Source organism: Pantoea sp. X-Soil-ISGK-421, from assembly GCF_059730785.1.
Map to the genome: position 1 here is coordinate 3,451,186 of NZ_AP035979.1, position 18,257 is coordinate 3,469,442.

The window sequence follows — 18,257 nt, forward strand, 5'->3', positions numbered from 1 at the left end:
CGTTTACTGGAACGTATAACGCGTTCCTTTCCAGACGGTTCTCGTTAGGAATATTCTTAACTCATCGGAAAATTCGTGTCCCTGAATTCGATACCGAGGAACCACGGATGACACGCTTAAACGAACAGTATTACTCCCCCTCGCCCAGCATTCTGGGCAGCAGCACGACCAGCAACGGCACCGAACTTTTTACCTCAAAAACCCAGCCGAGATTCAACGGCTCGGTGCCGGGTGAAAAGTCCGGCATCGTGGTGATCTGGATTGATGATGTTAGCTACACCGCGCCGATTCAGCCCGACGGCAGCTACACCTTCACGCCGCCGGTGCCGCTGGATGAAGGCCTGCACAACATATCGATCCACGCGATAAAAATTTCCGGGCTGATTGGCGAACCGGCGCTGTTTACCTTACATATTGATACCACCGCGCCCGATGCGCCGCTGATTGAATTTGTACTGGATGATGCGGGCAGCAGCACCGGCGCGCGCCTGTCTGATGAAAAAACCGACGACCGCGATCCGGTACTGCGCGGCAACGCCGAGCCCGGCAGCATCGTGAAACTCTATGAAGGCAGCACCCTGCTCGGCAGCGCTCAAGCCGGTGCTGACGGCAGCTGGGCGCTGGAGGTTTCCCTGAGCGATGGCAGCCACGCGCTGACCGCCACCTCCACCGACAGGCTCGGCAACACCAGCGAAAAATCGGCGGCGTTCGTGCTTGAAATCGGTGACGACAGCGCGGCACCGGAACCGCTGCCCGGCGGCGCGGCACAAATTACTCACGCCGTTGATAACGTGGGCAGCAACACCGGTACGGTAACCAGCGGCGGTCTGACCGACGACAACACGCCGGAGCTGCGCGGCAGCGCCCCCGCCGGCAGCACGGTGCGCATTCAGTACCGCAACGAAGCCGGCGCGTGGACCGACGGCGGCAACGCGCTGCTGAACGGCAGCGACTGGAGCTGGACGCCACCCACACTTGGCTCAGGCCAGTGGGAGTTTCGCGCTAACGCCGGTTCGGGCTGGAGCGACGAGTTCCAGCTGGAGATTGACTTTGTACAAGGTGGTGAAGCCACCCTTACCCATGCGTATGACGATTTTGGCGCAAATACAGGGATCCTGAGCAGCGGAGCGATTAGCGACGATCGAGAGCCCACTCTGCACGGACGCGGTGAATCCAACGGCGTGGTGTATCTGCATTACCGCAATACGCTGGGCACCTGGGAGGTGCTGGACAGCGTCAACGTCGGCGCAGACGGACGCTGGACGTATGATTCACCGCGCCTTATCCCTGCTGACTATGAGTTTCAGGCCAGTAGCACCCTGACGCGTGATCCCCAAGGAGAATCTTTTGCGCTGAAAATCGTTTCAGTGGGGAGCTATGCTCCCACCATTGACTATGTATGGGACGATGTAGGAAAAACCGGTCAAATTGTGAATAACGATAAAACAAACGACAGCTCCCCCACATTACACGGAAGCGCTGAAGCAAACAGCATGGTCACAATAAGTTATGCTCGAGATGGCTATCCTTCAGAGGGAAGTCATGATGTGCTAACTGATTCGAGTGGCCACTGGACATGGACACCACCATTAGTGCTGGTTGATTCAAATTGGAAATTTATTGCGTCCTATTCGTTAGATTCAAAATTAACATCAGAAACTTTCACACTAACTATTGATACTCAGCCCCAATCTTACAATTGGGACTTCAATGATAAAACATTCCAAAGCTGGACTGTAGCAGAGGCTTATCTTGATGGCTTATATTATGAATTAGCGGCAGGCGGAAAAGGTGTATTGAGAGCAACAACGCCTACATCAGGTAAACCTTATGATGGAGATGTTATATACAACACGATCGAGGTAGAAGCAGGTAGCACTTACAATGTTAACTTGGTCGTTTATAATTATAGCGGAAATGCCAGCACCGTCCTCCACCCAAAACTAGGTTTTATGATGGATGGTAATCTGGTCATTCCTGCCACTCAACTTTCCAGTGCATTGGGTTACACTACTTTATCTGGTAGTTACATAGCCACTGAGACAAAACTCATTAAAATATCAGTCATCAATAATGAATCCGGATACTGGGGTAATGATTTCAGCATAGACAACATCTCTATAAAAGGTGAAAAAACCAGGACTTCTAATGGATTCACACCCCATGCTAATGAAATGGAAGTTATGACAATAGATGAGAGTCATAAACTCACTTTAGATTCAGATAGCATCACCATTATAAAAAGAAATGGATTATTTATTGATAACGGCAATTTCCAGTTAATGATTAAGGGTGGCAATGGCGATACTTTTGAAATAATAAATAGTGCATCTATTAACACTTTAAAAAATGGATGGACTATTCAATCAGGTACAATCACGATTGCAGGAATTCAATACCAGGTATTAAAAAATGGAATTAGAGAGTTACTGGTACAGGACGGTGTGAACGTTGTCATCCCAGACACTGATGCCACTCCTGTTGATGAAGACGTCACCACCTCGCCGCCTGAAATTGCCTCCTTTGGCATACTCGGCAACACCATCACCAGCAACGGCACCGAACTCTGGACGAAAAACACCCAGCCCACCTTTAATGGCAGCGTGCCCGGTGAAAAATCCGGCATCGTGGTTATCTGGATTGATAATGATAAGTACACCGCCGCCATTCAGCCCGACGGCACCTACAGCTTTGCCCTTACTCAGCCGCTGGATGAAGGTCTGCATAACATCTCGATTCACGCGATTAAACTCTCCGGGCTGATTGGCGAACCGACGCTGTTTACCCTGCACGTTGACACCACCGCACCCGACGTTCCCGCCATTGAATTAGCCCTCGATGACGCGGGCAGCAACACCGGCGCGCGCCTTTCCGGCGAGAAAACCGACGACCGCCGTCCGGTGCTGCGCGGTGACGCCGAGCCCGGCAGCATCGTAAAAATCTACGAAGGCAGCACCCTGCTCGGCAGCGTAACCGCCGCCGCCAACGGCGTCTGGCAAATAGAGGTCTCGCTAAGCGAGGGGCCGCACACGCTCACCGCCACCGCCACTGACAAACTGGGCAACACCAGCAAACAATCGGCGTCGTTCGTGATTGACATCGGCGATGACGCAATGCCGCTGCCCGGCGGTTCAGCGCACATCACCCACGCCGTTGACAACGTGGGCAGCTACACCGGTACGCTGACGAACAGCGGCCTGACCGACGATGCCACGCCGGAGCTGCACGGCAGCGCGCCCGCCGGCAGCACGGTGCGCATTCAGTACCGCAACGGAACCGGCGCGTGGATAGACGGCGGCAACGCGCTGCTGAACGGCAGCGACTGGAGCTGGACGCCCCCTGCACTGGGCGAAGGCTGGTGGGAGTTTCGCGCCAACGCCGGCGGCGGCTGGAGCGATGAGTTCCTGCTGGAGATTGACCTGACGCCCGGTAGCGAAGCCAGCATTACCCACGCGTACGATGATTTTGGTGCCCTTACCGGCTTGCTGACCAGCGGGGCCATCACCGACGACCGCACGCCAACCCTTTACGGGCGCGGCGAGTCCAACAGCGTGGTGTATCTGCACTACCGCAATGTGCTGGGAGACTGGGAGGTGCTGGACAGCGTTAACGTCGGCGCAGACGGACGCTGGCGCTACGATACCGACCGCCTGGTAACGGGCAGCTACGAATTTCAGGTCAGCAGCACCCTGACGCGCGATCCCTCTGCAGAAAGCTTCGCACTCAAAATCGTTGCCGCTGGCAGCTATGTGCCAACCATTGAGTATGCGTGGGATGACTTTGGCGAAGATCATCTGAAGGTGTTACACAACGGCATTACCGATGACATCACGCCCACGCTCCACGGAAGTGCCGAGGCGAACAGCGTCGTGCAGATAGAATTCTGGCACAGCGGTGAACCTGTTTATACGGGGTATTCGGTTAAGACTGACAGCAGCGGACACTGGGAATGGACGCCACCGACCATCCTCACCTACGACACCTGGAACTTTAAGGCCTATCATCAGGCAGCGGATCCTTCCGCTAATTTTACCATCGAGATTGCACCTCCCATTACAGCGCAGTCTTACGCATGGGATTTTAATGACAATACCCTGCAGGGCTGGGTTTTAGGCGCTGCACACGGTGAAATAAGGCCCGGTGGAAAGGGCGGCGCGGGTGATAGTTATAATGCGGCTTATCGGTTAAGCAGAGGTTATTTAGAATTTGTCACTCCGTATACCGGGATTGATTATAAATCAACCGTCATGCATACGATGATCAACGTGGTCGAAGGCCATAAATATGATATATCAATGAATGTAAATAATGCCGTATCGCTAGGAAATAAAAGCGGTATTGACCTGGCATTCATTCTCAACGGAAAAGTCATTGAGCTGGGAAATCTGGATAAAACAAGCTCCGTATTAGAAAGCTGGGTAGCCGATAAAACCGGCTTAATTAAATTTGAAATATTCTCAAACAACAGCTCATGGCGGTATAATGACTTTGCAATAGACAACATAAAGGTCCAGCATATAGGCGGCGGCTTTACGCCTTCTGGTTCAACGAAAAGCCAGGTTGCAGCAGAAGATGCCATCGATGTGGTTTCCGATATGAATTCACACCAGCAAGGCGTTATTGATATCTCTGCCACATCGGAATACAAGAAAGCGCTCACGCTGGATAATATTCTGGAAGAAAGTCAAAAAAGCCTGTTTATTTCCAATGAACATGAGCAGGTGTTGATCGCCGGGGATGAACATTCGGTATTGAGTTTGCACGATCTTATTGCTGACCAGGATGACATCAGCAACTGGACCGAACAGGCCGGACTGATAACGATTGGCGGAATCGAATACAACGTGATTATCAATGATGCTAAAAACATCGATATTTTAGTGCAAAGCGATATCAAAATAGAGTGGTAACACCAGACTTATCAGCGGCGTAATTAGCGCAACAATAATATATAAATATCCATAAGGGCCATCGATTATCATGGCCCTTACTTTTATTATTTGTTAATTAACTTATCACTATCACGTTTACTGGAACGTTTAACGCGTTCCTTTCCAGACGGTTCTCGTTAGGAATATTCTCAACTCATCGGAAAATTCGTATCCCTGAATTCGATTCCGAGGAACCACAGATGACGCACTCAAACGAACAGTATTACTCCCCCTCGCCCAGCATTCTGGGCAGCAGCACGACCAGCAACGGCACCGAACTTTTTACCTCAAAAACCCAGCCGAGATTCAACGGCTCGGTGCCGGGTGAAAAGTCCGGTATCGTGGTGATCTGGATTGATGATGTGAAATACACCGCGCCGATTCAGCCCGACGGCAGCTACACCTTCACGCCGCCGGTGCCGCTGGATGAAGGCCTGCACAACATATCGATCCACGCGATAAAAATTTCCGGGCTGATTGGCGAACCGGCGCTGTTTACCTTACATATTGATACCACCGCGCCCGATGCGCCGCTGATTGAATTTGTACTGGATGATGCGGGCAGCAGCACCGGCGCGCGCCTGTCTGATGAAAAAACCGACGACCGCGATCCGGTACTGCGCGGCAACGCCGAGCCCGGCAGCATCGTGAAACTCTATGAAGGCAGCACCTTGCTCGGCAGCGCTCAAGCCGGTGCTGACGGCAGCTGGGCGCTGGAGGTTTCCCTCAGCGACGGCAGCCATGCGCTGACCGCCACCGCCACCGACAGGCTCGGCAACACCAGCGCAAAATCGGCCTCGTTCGTAATTGAAATTGGTGATGACAGCGCGGCACCGGAACCGCTGCCCGGCGGCGCGGCACAAATTACTCACGCCGTTGATAACGTGGGCAGCAACACCGGTACGGTAACCAGCGGCGGTCTGACCGACGACAACACGCCGGAGCTGCACGGCAGCGCCCCCGCCGGCAGCACGGTGCGCATTCAGTACCGCAACGAAGCCGGCGCGTGGACCGACGGCGGCAACGCGTTAATGAACGGCAGCGACTGGAGCTGGACGCCGCCAACGCTTGGTACCGGCCAGTGGGAGTTTCGCGCTAACGCCGGTTCGGGCTGGAGCGACGAGTTCCAGCTGGAGATTGACTTTGCGCCCGGTAGCAAAACGTCCATTATCCACGCGTATGACGATTTTGGTACGGACACCGGCTTACTGAACAGCGGTACCATCACCGACGATCGTACGCCAACCCTTTACGGACGTGGCGAATCCAACAGCGTGGTGTATCTGCATTATCGCAATACCCAGGGAACCTGGGAGGTGCTAGACAGCGTTGAAGTCGGTTCAGACGGGCGCTGGCGCTACGATACAGGTAGCCTGGTAACGGGCAGCTACGAATTTCAGGTAAGCCAAACCCTGACGCGCGCCCCCGAAGGAGAACCTTTTGCGCTGAAAATCGTTGCCGCAGGCAGCTATGTCCCAACCATTGATTATGCGTGGGATAACGCTGGAGAGAACATTGGCAAGGTTTTACATAATGAAAAGACCGATGATACGACACCCACGCTGCACGGTACTGCTGAAGCGAACAGCATCGTTAATATCGAATTCTGGCACAGCGGGGAACCTGTTAATACGGGCTATTCCGTTAAGACTGACAGCAACGGACACTGGGAATGGACGACACCGAAAATTCTCACCTTCGATACCTGGAATTTTAAAGTGTATAATCAGGCTGCCAGCCCTTCAGCCGTTTATTCGCTGGAAATAACCCCGGTAAAATCCTATTTTTGGGATTTTAATGATAATACACTTCAGGGCTGGCATCTTGCCACGGAATATTCCAAGGAGTCGGGTTCAGATTTAGTAACTACAACTAATATAATTAGTTTAGGCGCCCAAACGATTTTAAATAGAAATTATAAGGGAGATGTCATCTATCGTGATATAGAAGTTAAAGCAGGCATTACTTATGAGGTGAGTTTTAAAGCACTTCGATATGGTACTGATGGCTGGGCAGCAAAACTTGGCTTTTCAATTGATAATAAACTAGTTATTAATCATCAGAATGTAACAAACACCTCGCAATGGCATGTCTTTACTGGAACCTATATTGCAACAGAAACAAAAACAGTTAAAATAGCCATCACAAATAATGAACCATCATATAATGGTAATGATTTTCGCATCGATGATATCAGCGTCAATGCTGTTTCTTCCAAAAAGAATAATACTGAAGAAGTGGCAGAAAACAGTCATGATCAGCACGGCGTGCTTGATATTTCCAATATGGACGAAAGTACCAAAGTAAAACTCCTCAGCCAGCTTATTACCGAAAGTCGCAATAACCTGTTTATCTCCCATGAGTTAAATCAGGTAATGATTAAAGGAGACCGCCACGCCAGCCTTTCACTGAAGGATATTCACCCGGACGGAAACCCCAATACGCTCTGGGTGCAGCAGGCGGGCTTTGTCACCATTGCTGGCATTAACTATCACGTCTACAGAAATGGCGAGGCTGAATTACTGGTTCAGGAGGGCGTAAACGTTACTATCCCTGAAACGGATGCCGCTCCTGTTGATGATGGAATACCAACCTCACCGCCCGATATTCCCTCCTTTGGCATACTCGGCAGCGCCATCACCCGTAACGGCACCGAACTCTGGACGAAAAATACCCAGCCCACCTTCAACGGCAGCGTGCCCGGTGAGAAGTCCGGCATTGTGGTGATCTGGATTGATAATGATAAGTACACCGCCGCCATTCAGCCAGACGGCAGCTACAGCTTTAGCCTTAAGCAGCCGCTGGATGAAGGCCTGCACAACATCTCGATTCACGCGATTAAAATCTCCGGCCTGATTGGCGAACCGGTGCTGTTTACCTTACACATCGACACCACCGCACCCGACGTTCCTGCCATTGAACTTGCCGTTGATGATGCGGGCAGCAACACCGGCGCACGCCTTTACGGCGAGAAAACCGACGATCGCCATCCGGTGCTGCGCGGTGACGCCGAGCCCGGCAGCATCGTCAAAATCTACGAGGGCAGCACCCTGCTCGGCAGCGTAACCGCCGCTGCTAACGGCGTCTGGCAAATTGAGGTTTCGTTAAGCGAGGGGCCGCACACGCTCACCGCCACCGCCACTGACAAACTGGGCAACACCAGCAAACAATCGGCGTCGTTCGTGATTGAAATCGGCGATGACGCAATGCCGCTGCCCGGCGGTTCAGCGCACATCACCCACGCCGTTGACAACGTGGGCAGCTACACCGGTACGCTGACGAACAGCGGCCTGACCGACGATGCCACACCGGAGCTGCACGGCAGCGCGCCCGCCGGCAGCACGGTGCGCATTCAGTACCGTAGCGGGACCGGCGCGTGGACGGACGGCGGCAACGCGCTGCTGAACGGCAGCGACTGGAGCTGGACGCCTCCGGCGCTCGGCGAAGGCCGGTGGGAGTTTCGCGCCAACGCGGGCGGCGGCTGGAGCGACGAGTTCCTGCTGGAGATTGATTTTACGCCGGGCAGCGAAGCCAGCATTACCCACGCGTACGACGATTTTGGTGCCCTTACCGGCTTGCTGACCAGCGGAGCCATTACAGACGACCGCACGCCAACCCTGCACGGACGCGGCGAATCCAACAGCGTGGTGTATCTGCATTACCGTAATGTGCTGGGAACCTGGGAGGTGCTGGACAGCGTCAACGTCGGTGCAGACGGGCGCTGGAGCTACGATTCAGACCAACTAATACCGGCCAGCTACGAGTTTCAGGCGAGCAGCACCTTGACGCGCGACCCCTCCGCAGAAAACTTCGCACTCAAAATCGTTGCCGCTGACAGCTATGTTCCCACCATTGATTATGCGTGGGATAACTTTGATGGAGAGCAACGTGAGGTTTTACACAACGGCATTACCGATGACATCACGCCAACGCTGCACGGAAGTGCCGAAGCGAACAGCGTCGTGCATATTGCATTCTGGCGCAGCGGTGAACCCACCAACGAGGGTTATTCGGTGGTTGCCGACAACAGCGGACACTGGGAGTGGACGCCGCCGACGATACTGCCTTACGATACCTGGAACTTTAAGGCCTTTAATAAGGCATCGAATCCTTCCGTTAATTTTACCATCGAGATTACTCCTCCGATTATAGCAAAATCCTACACTTGGGATTTTGACGATGGCACTTTTCAAGATTGGCAGGCAAGTGGTGGATATAAATTTAATAATAACCTAACGGTTAGAAAATGGGAATATCATAATGGAACTAAGGCAATGGGAAGCATCACGAATAATGGATCTCATGATCTTTCTGGTGAGGTCGCTTATAATTACATTGAAGTTGCATATGGAAAAACCTATTACATTTCGTATGAGGCGACTCGCCAGACAACAAACGAGGGTGCTGGCTCATATTTGGGTTTCAATGTAGACGGAAAGACGATTATTAGTCCATCTCAGCAGACCACAACAAAAACCCTATATACCGGAACCTATATTGCTGACAAAAGTGGCTTAGTAAAAATTTCCTTTATAAATGCAAGTGATTTAACATCAGGAAATGACTTTAGCATTGATAATATTTCAATTTCCGTTGTTGATAAAGACCAAAGCAATGCTATTCAAACTCCAGAGTCGATGACAAATCACGATGGCATCATTGATATTACGCAAACATCGGAGAACATAAAAAAAATCACTTTAGATGATATTTTGGTTCAAAGCCAAAAGAATCTTTTCATTGCTAATGATCATGAGCAAGTCATCATTATTGGAGATGAAGCCTCCGTTTTATCATGGCAAGATATTATATCCGAAGAGGAAATCGGTAGCTGGGCGGAGCAGGTAGGGTTAATCACTATCGCAGGAGCTGAATATACTGTTTTTGTTAACGATGAAAGAAATTTGGATCTATTAGTTCAGCAAGACATTAAGATTGAACATTAAGCGTTCAAATTTAAAATAAAAAAATAGCAACACTATAAATAAGGGCCGCTTTTCATGGCCCTTATTTATCATCTTTTAAAGCCTCTGGTTAATATTACCAATATGCTCTAAAAGTGAGACTGTATACAGCTCCCTATATTTATTCTTATCAATGCAATCTTCTCCCACCGCTGTAACATAAACTGTTATACAAAAAATTGACCAATCTGTCTCTAATTCGCTTCACTGTTATGTGCTTTACTGGCAGGCAGTGATAATTAGAGGTGAACAATGGACGCGATCAAACAAATCTTGCTCGACGAAATCGATACGCTGAACCGTGACGAATTGCGTGATAATCGCCCACGCTTTAGCTTCTCGTTTTTAAAAAAACACCCCGGACTCTGGGCCGCTATGTACTTATGCTACGCACTCAGCGTTGCGCTGATCTTCACCACCGAGATGCTCGGCTGGCCGGCGTTCTGGTTTGCCACGGTGTTTGTGCTGGTGATGAGCGTGCTGATGCTGATGGATATCAATCCGAAGTACCGCTTTGAAGATATTGATACGCTGGATCTGCGCGTTTGCTACAACGGCGAATGGTATTATGTGCAGCCGGTTTCTCAGCAGGCGCTGGATAAGATTCTGGATAACCCGCACACCCCGGATCGCGTGCGCAGCGGTATTGATCGTCTGATGAAGCAGAAAGGTGAAGTGGATTTCTACGACGTTTACTATCTCACCTGGGGCCACCAGCAGGCGGCCCACGTTTAGCCCTTTAACCCGGCAATCAGTTTGCCCAACGTCTCTACCGCCGCCTCGGCGCGTGTGTCCCACGGCCAGGCGGTGTTGAAGCGGAAACAGTGGCTGAAGCCGTCGCCGCTGGAAAATAGCTGGCCGGGGGCAATGCTGATCCCCTCGCGCAACGCCAAATGATAAAGCTGCGTGGTGTTAATGTGCGCCGGCAGCGCAATCCACAGGAAATAGCCGCCCGGCGTATCGCTGATGCTGGCGTCATTGGGTAATACTCGGCGCAGCGCCTGCTGTGCCAGCTGCTTGCGCTTTGCCAGCGTCTGACGCAGCTTCTTCAAATGCGCATCGTAACTGCGCGTGCTGAGGAAGTCGGCGAGCGCCAGCTGCATCGGCGCGCTGGTCGACAGCGTGCTCATCAATTGGATGCGCTGCACACGCTGCGCATGGCGTCCCGCCGCCACCCACCCCACGCGAAATCCCGCCACCAGATTCTTGGAGAAACTGCCGCAGTGCAGCACGTTACCGTCACGATCAAAGGCTTTAGCGGGCAGCGGTTTGTCATGGCCTTCATACAGATCGCCGTACACATCGTCTTCAATCATCGCCACGTTGTAGCGCGCCAGCAATTCCACCAGCTGCTGTTTGCGCTCGGCGCTCAGGGTAAAGCCGAGCGGATTTTGCCGGTTGGTCATCAGCCAGCAGGCTTTCACCGGCCAGCGCTGCAGCGCCTGCTCCAGCTCCTCCAGATCCATGCCGTTTTCGACATCGCTGGCAATGGCAATCGCATTCAGCTTGAGGCGCTCAATCGCCTGTAGCGCACCATAAAATGACGGATTTTCAAGGATCACCCAATCGCCAGGTTCGGTAACGGCTTGCAGGCTGAGATTGAGCGCTTCCATCGCGCCGTTAGTGATGACGATGTCATCCGGCGACAATGTGATGCCCTGCTGCGCATAGCGCTGCGCCAGAATTTTACGCAGCGCTTCGTTGCCCGGCGGCAAATTGTTGAGCGCATCGGTGGGTTTAAGGTTGTGCGAGACTTTCACCAGCGAGCGCATCAGCTGGCGCTGGGGAAACAGTTCTGGGTCGGGAAAGGCGGAGCCAAATGGCATGATGGCGGGATTACGCGTGGCTTGCAGCACGTCAAACACAAAGCTGTTGGTATCGGCCTGATCGGTTTTGGCGATTTCCTGGGTCGGCAGGCGTGGACGACTTTCGGCGGCGCGCGGTGCCACGTAATAACCCGATTGCGGCTTCGAGACGATCCAACCCTGGCTCTCCAGCACTTCATAGGCGTGCATCACCGTCATCAGGCTCAGCCCGCTCTGCTCCGCCTGCTGGCGTAGCGAAGGCAGCTTCTCGCCCGGCGGCCAGATGCGCGCCTCGATCTGCGTGCGAAGCTGCTCTACCAACTGCTGATATTTCGCCACCCGAACTCCGATGTAGAGGATTTGGCGGCTAGTTTCCCTCACCCTAACCCTCTCCCGCAAGCGGGAGAGGGAATGAACAGAGGGAGAACACCCGCAAGCAGGGGAAGGTTGGGATGAGAAAAGTGCAAAGTGCTGGATCGGCTCCTTCTCCCGCTTGTGGGAGAAGGTTGGGATGAGGGAATCAATAGCGTTAAGGCATGCGCTCCAGCTCTAACACGTCCTCGTAGAAATTCGGCAGTTCGGCAATCCGCTCCGGCGGTACCGGTTTGCCCAGCAAATAGCCTTGTAAGGTATCGCAGCCCAAACCGGTGAGGAACGCCTGTTGATCCTGAGTTTCAACGCCTTCAGCGACCACTTTAAGATGCAGCGACTGCGCCAGCGCAACAATCGCTGAAACGATGGTGGCATCTTCAGAATTCGCCTGTAGTTCATTGACGAAGGCGCGATCGATCTTCAGCTCGCTAGCCGGTAAACGCTTCAGATACAGCAAGCTGGAGTAGCCGGTGCCGAAATCATCAATCGATGCCTTCACGCCCATGTTGGTCAGTTCGGTGAGAATGCGTACGCTCTCTTCCGGGTCGCGCATGGCGGTGGTTTCCGTCACTTCCAACGTCAGCAGTTCGGCGGGAATTTGGTGATGCGCCAACGCTTCGGTGACGGTTTCGACCAGATTGTTTTGCTCAAACTGCAGCGCCGACAGGTTCACCGCAATCGACCAGTGGGGATGACCTTGCAAATGCCAGGAGCGCAGCTGACGACAGGCTTCGTTGATCACCCAGTTGCCAATACTCACAATCATGCCGGTCTTCTCCGCCATCGGCAGGAAAGTGTCGGGTGCCAGCAGACCGCGCGTTGGATGCTGCCAACGCAGCAGCGCTTCAAAACCGAGGATGGGCCCGCTCGGCGCGCAGTATTTAGGTTGATAGAATAGCCGAAGCTCCTGGTTATCCAGCGCTTGCCACAAATCGTTATTCAGCTGCAACTGCGACTGCGCCAGCATATTCATCGACGGCTGGAAGAAAGTGTAACCGTTGCGACCATTGTTTTTGGTGTGGTACATGGCGGCATCGGCGTTAAACATCAGCTCGCGCTCGTCTTTACCATCGCCGGGATAGACCGCAATACCAATACTCAGCGACACCACCAGCTCATAGCGCGAGATATCGAACGGACGATCTACCGCTTTGACCAGCGTATCGGCCACGGCTGCGGCATCGTTGGGATCATCAATCTCCAGCAGCAGCACAAATTCGTCGCCGCCCATGCGCGCTAACGTGTAATGCCCTTTCATCTGGCCGGTCATGCGCTCGGTAACGCCAATCAGCAGATTGTCGCCAACGTGGTGACCAAAGGCATCGTTAACCGCTTTGAAACCGTCGAGGTCCATAAACATCAGCGCAAACTGCGACTTTTCGCGGTTGGCTTTATTGATGGCTTGCTCCAGGCGGTCTTCTAACAGAATGCGGTTAGGCAAACGCGTCAGGTTATCGTGCAGCGCCAGCTGCGCCAGCTCACGATTGGCCTCAGCCAGCGAGTGCGCGAGGATTGAAGTACGCGCCTGCAGACGTGCATCCAGCATCGAGACCAGCAAGGTGATGCCGAGGATCGCCAGCGTCACTACCGTCACCACCACCGCCAGCCAGTTACTGTTGACGCCCATGTGCGTCGCGTGGCTTTGCATCGGGAAGTTGGCGGCCGCCATGCCGGTATAATGCATGCCGGCAATCGCACAGCCCATCACCACTGACGCGCCAAGGCGTAATAGCGTGACGCGACCATGTCCTTCGCGCAGGTTAAACGCCAGCCACAGCGCAGCGCCCGAGGCCACCAGCGCAATCGCCACCGATGCCGCCACCCAGCCCCAATTCCAGGTGATACCAGGGGAAAACATCAGCGCCGCCATACCGGTGTAGTGCATGGCCACCACGCCGGAACCCAACACCAACGCGCCGCCACACAGTCGTGACCACGGCAAGGTGCTGGTGGAGCACACCAACCACAGGGCAAAAACCGAGGCCAGCACCGCCACCACCATGGAGGTGACGGTTAGCATAGGGTCGTAGCTCATAACCATGTCGAGGCTCATCGATAACATACCGATGAAGTGCATCGCCCAGATGCCGATGCCCATGGCGAATCCACCGCCGAATAACCAAACCAGCGCCACCTTGCCAGTTGAGGAAGCCACGCGTCCTGCCATATCAAGCGCAGTAAACGAGGCCAGCATCGCCACCAGGATCGAGACGATGACGGTAAACGAGTCGTACGAAGTCACTAACATAGTGATTTCCCAAGTTAAAGCCGGTGTAAGTCAGCTGTGGTGTTGTTATTAAATAGGTGGAATCTGTTGGTTTTATTGTAGGAATTATCGGCAGCGAGCCCGCCGATCTGAGTCTTTGAACGATGAAACCTTCCGATGCGGAAGAAAATAAAAATTGTTTATTGCGCGCCAGCCATCGATACAACGTTATCGGTAAACGGCAGCGGCACGGTAAGCGCAGCGGTAAATTCGCCAATACGCTCTGCGGGTGTCGGCTTGCCGAGCAGATACCCTTGCAGCGTGTCGAAGCCCAACCCGGTTAACAGGCGCTGCTGCTCCTCGGTTTCAACGCCTTCTGCGACCATACGCAGGTTAAGCGTTTGTGCCAGCGTCAGCATGGCACTGACGACAGCGGCGTCTTCGCTACCGGCACGTAGACTATTGATAAATGAGCGATCTATTTTCAGCTCGCTGGCTTCCAGATGTTTCAAATGCAGCAAATTGGCGTAGCCGATGCCGAAATTATCGATCGCGACTTTCACGCCTAGCCGATGCAATTCAGCAATGCGCTGCTGGCTGAACTGCGGGTCGCGCATGGCGATGTTCTCGGTAATCTCCAGCATCAGCATGCCCTGAGGAATCTGGTGACGCTGCAGCGCCTGACGCACGCTATCGATAAGATCGCGCTGCTGAAATTGCAGAGCCGAAAGATTGACCGAAACAGTCCAGTCACCGTTGCCTGCGTCGTGCCACTGTTTCAGCTGGCGGCAGGCTTCATTCACCACCCAGTTTCCTAGCGCGACAATTTGCCCGGTTTTTTCGGCGCGCGCCAGAAACATATCCGGCATGAGCAGGCCGCGTCGCGGATGCTGCCAGCGCAACAGCGCTTCAAAGCCCATCAACACCGTGCCGCCCGCACGGAATTTTGGCTGATAGAACAGGCGCATCTCCTGATATTCCAGCGCGTTCCACAGATCGTTAGCGAGCGCCAATTGATGCTGCGCCACGGCACTCATCGCCGGTTCAAACAGGCACCAGCCGTTACGGCCGCTGTGTTTGGTGTGATACATGGCGGAGTCGGCATTAAACATCAACTCCTGCTGGTTGCGGCCATGCAGCGGGAAGATAACAATGCCGACGCTGAGCGAGACGCGCAGCGAATAACGATCGAGATCGAAAGGCGCATCAATCACCTGGACGAGTTGTTGCGCCAGCCTGGTGGCCTGATGGATATGGAACTGTGGACACAGCAACACGAATTCATCGCCTCCCAGACGCGCCAGTAGAACCTCTTCACTCACCTGCACACGCAAGCGCTCAGCAACCGCAACCAGCAAGCGGTCACCGACGTGATGGCCCCACGTATCGTTGACGGCTTTAAAGCCGTCAAGATCCATAAACATCAAGGCGAAGTGCTCATCCTGCAGCGTTGCCTGTTTGATCTGCGTGGTGAGCTGGTGATCCAGCATCACACGATTCGGCAGCGCAGTAAGATTGTCGTGCATCGCCAGCTGGCGCAGTTCGCTGTTAGCGCGCTTGAGTTTGGCCGCGAGACGAGCAGCACGTAGCTGTGCATCCAGCATCGAGATCAGCAGCATCAGTCCTAAAATGCTCAACGTGATAATGGTGACCCATACCGCCAGCCCCTCTTCGCTCGCACCGTGATGCTGCATGGTCATCGGCAAGATGAATTCCGCTGCGGCCATGCCGGTGTAATGCATCCCCGCAATGGCAATGCCCATGAGTACGGCCGCGCCAGCGCGCAATAGCAGCAGGCTTTCGCCCTGGCGCAGATGGAATGCCAGCCACAATGCCGCGCCAGATGCAGCGTAAGCAATGAGTACCGAAAGCGCGACCAACGGCATATTCCAGCGAATCGGGGTTTCAATCATCAGCGCGTTCATACCGAGGTAGTGCATGACAATGATGCCGCTGCCGAGTATGAGCGTGCCGCGCACTAAGCGCCGGCGGGTGAGATGACTGCCTTGCACGCCCTGCGCGAAAGCGAAGATGGCGCTGATTATTGCCACCAGCAATGAGAGAACGGTGAGCTCGACATCGTAGCGCATGGTCATCGGCATCATCATCGCCAGCATGCCAATAAAGTGCATCGCCCACACCCCGATGCCCATCGCTGTACCGCCACCTATCAACCAAAGTTTTGCTAGCCAGCCGCGTGAGACGGCAACACGCCCGGCGGTATCCAATGCGGTAAAGGCGGCGATGAAAGCCACAATCAGTGAAACGGAAACCAGAACGCTATCCCAGGTAACCAGTAGCATGTGCGCTCCTAAACTTTACCCGCTGCGGAGCAGGTACGCTGTCGTCAAATTAGGACAAGGATGATAAAACGCCGCTCAAGCAGGATTCATGACCGCCTGCGGCGAAGCTCAACAAAAAAACGACCAGGACAATTCTGGAGTCGTTATGCTGTTTTTTTTATTTTCATCGTCAGCCATTGAGAGAAAAATTAATAATATCTGATTAATGCACGAACATAACATTGAAGCGATGTGCGCGGTAGAGGAAGAAATCATCGACCGTTTAGTTTTTTTAACTGCCCGCTACCCCTTGCGAATACTGAGTTATCGGCGAAAAAAGTGAATTGATTAGGGAAAAAACGAAGCATTGCGGTACAAGGCCTGATTTGCTGATCTATAGTAAAGAAAACTGATATAAGTTATTAACCCAACGTCTAGGAATTTTCTTAGGTAGCGGGCGCTTACGCTGTCTGGCCGGTTCCGGCTCTTGCATGATTTTGGCTGTATTTGCATAAATGTATAACCAGGTGAAAAAGCACTGACCTTGGATAATCAGTAAGGAATGATTATGAAACTCAAGCTTTTTCTTGTGGCAACTAGCCTAAGCGCCGCACTTGTACCTCATGCTGTTTTTGCCGCCACCACAACGGGAACCATCAATGCTACATTGACGCTGACCACCGGCTGTTTGGTGAACGGCCAGTCTGCAACGACTGGGGTTAACTTTGGTACCCTGAACTTTGGTAGCAGCGCTGCAACCTTCGATACCCTCAACGCCACGCTGGTCGGAGCCGCGGGTAATGGCATCTTTGTCCGCTGTACCACCGGACAAACTTTCAACGTGCAAGTCACCAGCAGTAACACTGCCCCGTCTACGGTATATGGCACAGTGAGTGGACAACCGCGTTACCTCACCCTTGGTTCAGACAATACCCAAGGCATTGCCTATACGCTGTATAGCGACGCCGCGTTTACCACCGCTATTGCTAACAACACCAATATCGCCGCCAGTGGTACTACGGACCCCACGCTGGGTACCAACTACGCCATTTATGGTCGCGTGGTGGGCGGCGGCTTTAACCCGCTGATCCCGGCAGGTACTTACACTGACACCATTAACGTGGCGGTGAATTACTGAGGAAAGGATAATCAGGGTGGCCGCAGTGCAGCGGTTGATGCACAGTGCAGGCGGCCTTGCCCTGCTGATAGGGAGCGTCTCCGCCTGGGGGTTGCCGACGGCAACGTTTCAGGTTTCAGCATCAGTAGTGGCAGGCTGTGTCGTCTCCGGTACCAATACCGGGGTATTTGGCACGCTTAATTTTGGTACGCAATCGGGCGTGGCTTCCAGCAGCGTCAGCGCCAGCTATGTACAAAGCACCACTATCACTCTTGCCTGCACGCCAGGCACTGCCGTGAGTATGAGCATCAACGGCGGCAGCAATTACACCTCCACCCGCAATCTCAAACACACGGCTAATACCGATACCCTGGCCTATAGCTTGTTCACCAATGCGGCGCATACCACGGCGATCCCGGTGAACAGTGCCGTGGCGTTGAGTTACAGCAATGCCAACAACATCACATTGCCGATTTACGGCCTGTTAACGCTGCCCGGCCCGACGCGCGCCGGGACTTATACCGACACTTTAACCGTCACGCTCAGTTGGTGACGTCAGTGATAAGAAGGATGATATGAA

The 18,257-nt window shown here is 53.3% G+C and carries 8 protein-coding genes; 5 read left to right on the top strand and 3 right to left on the bottom strand.

Annotation, left to right across the window (positions count from 1 at the left end; genetic code table 11):
* The first annotated feature begins 107 nt into the window (after nt 1–107).
* The 3 genes from AC6I8K_RS15930 (at nt 108) to AC6I8K_RS15940 (ending at nt 10,630) form a co-directional block, all read left to right on the top strand.
* The gene (locus AC6I8K_RS15930; RefSeq protein ID WP_497827056.1) at nt 108–4,910 is read left to right on the top strand and encodes an Ig-like domain-containing protein; all 4,803 of its coding nucleotides are present in this window, start codon (nt 108–110) and stop codon (nt 4,908–4,910) included.
* Nucleotides 4,911–5,131: 221 nt separating this feature from the next.
* Nucleotides 5,132–9,877 (top strand): Ig-like domain-containing protein, encoded by a 4,746-nt coding sequence (locus AC6I8K_RS15935; RefSeq protein ID WP_497827057.1) that lies wholly within the window; start codon nt 5,132–5,134, stop codon nt 9,875–9,877.
* A 270-nt stretch (nt 9,878–10,147) separates the two neighbouring features.
* Entirely contained in the window at nt 10,148–10,630 is a 483-nt protein-coding gene (locus tag AC6I8K_RS15940) for a YlaC family protein (protein ID WP_483816185.1), read from the top strand.
* On the opposite strand, the gene AC6I8K_RS15945 is transcribed toward AC6I8K_RS15940, so the two are convergent.
* From AC6I8K_RS15945 to AC6I8K_RS15955, 3 genes are all read right to left on the bottom strand, one after another.
* Entirely contained in the window at nt 10,627–12,039 is a 1,413-nt protein-coding gene (locus AC6I8K_RS15945) for an aminotransferase-like domain-containing protein (RefSeq protein ID WP_483816186.1), read from the bottom strand. The two genes, AC6I8K_RS15940 and AC6I8K_RS15945, sit on opposite strands and share 4 nt — an antisense overlap.
* Nucleotides 12,040–12,229: 190 nt before the next feature.
* A complete protein-coding gene (locus AC6I8K_RS15950; RefSeq protein WP_497827058.1) occupies nt 12,230–14,320 on the bottom strand; it encodes a putative bifunctional diguanylate cyclase/phosphodiesterase in 2,091 nt (696 codons plus the stop codon).
* Nucleotides 14,321–14,478: 158 nt separating this feature from the next.
* Complete coding sequence (locus tag AC6I8K_RS15955; RefSeq protein WP_483816188.1) at nt 14,479–16,581, bottom strand: putative bifunctional diguanylate cyclase/phosphodiesterase; 2,103 nt, start codon at nt 16,579–16,581, stop codon at nt 14,479–14,481.
* 547 nt (nt 16,582–17,128) lie between these two features.
* Between AC6I8K_RS15955 and AC6I8K_RS15960 the strand changes: the two genes are divergently transcribed.
* Both AC6I8K_RS15960 and AC6I8K_RS15965 read left to right on the top strand, forming a co-directional pair.
* Nucleotides 17,129–17,698, top strand: coding sequence for a spore coat protein U domain-containing protein (locus AC6I8K_RS15960; protein WP_064738508.1), 570 nt, complete (start codon nt 17,129–17,131; stop codon nt 17,696–17,698).
* A 37-nt stretch (nt 17,699–17,735) separates the two neighbouring features.
* Nucleotides 17,736–18,230, top strand: a complete 495-nt coding sequence (locus AC6I8K_RS15965; protein ID WP_483817920.1) for a Csu type fimbrial protein — start codon at nt 17,736–17,738, stop codon at nt 18,228–18,230.
* Nucleotides 18,231–18,257: the final 27 nt, after the last annotated feature.

Excerpts from the sequence above, each read along its gene's own strand:
- AC6I8K_RS15930 (WP_497827056.1), top strand. The coding sequence starts at position 108 with ATGACACGCTTAAACGAACAGTATTACTCCCCCTCGCCCAGCATTCTG.
- AC6I8K_RS15935 (WP_497827057.1), top strand. The coding sequence starts at position 5,132 with ATGACGCACTCAAACGAACAGTATTACTCCCCCTCGCCCAGCATTCTG.
- AC6I8K_RS15940 (WP_483816185.1), top strand. The coding sequence starts at position 10,148 with ATGGACGCGATCAAACAAATCTTGCTCGACGAAATCGATACGCTGAAC.
- AC6I8K_RS15950 (WP_497827058.1), bottom strand. The coding sequence starts at position 14,320 with ATGTTAGTGACTTCGTACGACTCGTTTACCGTCATCGTCTCGATCCTG.
- AC6I8K_RS15955 (WP_483816188.1), bottom strand. The coding sequence starts at position 16,581 with ATGCTACTGGTTACCTGGGATAGCGTTCTGGTTTCCGTTTCACTGATT.
- AC6I8K_RS15960 (WP_064738508.1), top strand. The coding sequence starts at position 17,129 with ATGAAACTCAAGCTTTTTCTTGTGGCAACTAGCCTAAGCGCCGCACTT.
- AC6I8K_RS15965 (WP_483817920.1), top strand. The coding sequence starts at position 17,736 with ATGCACAGTGCAGGCGGCCTTGCCCTGCTGATAGGGAGCGTCTCCGCC.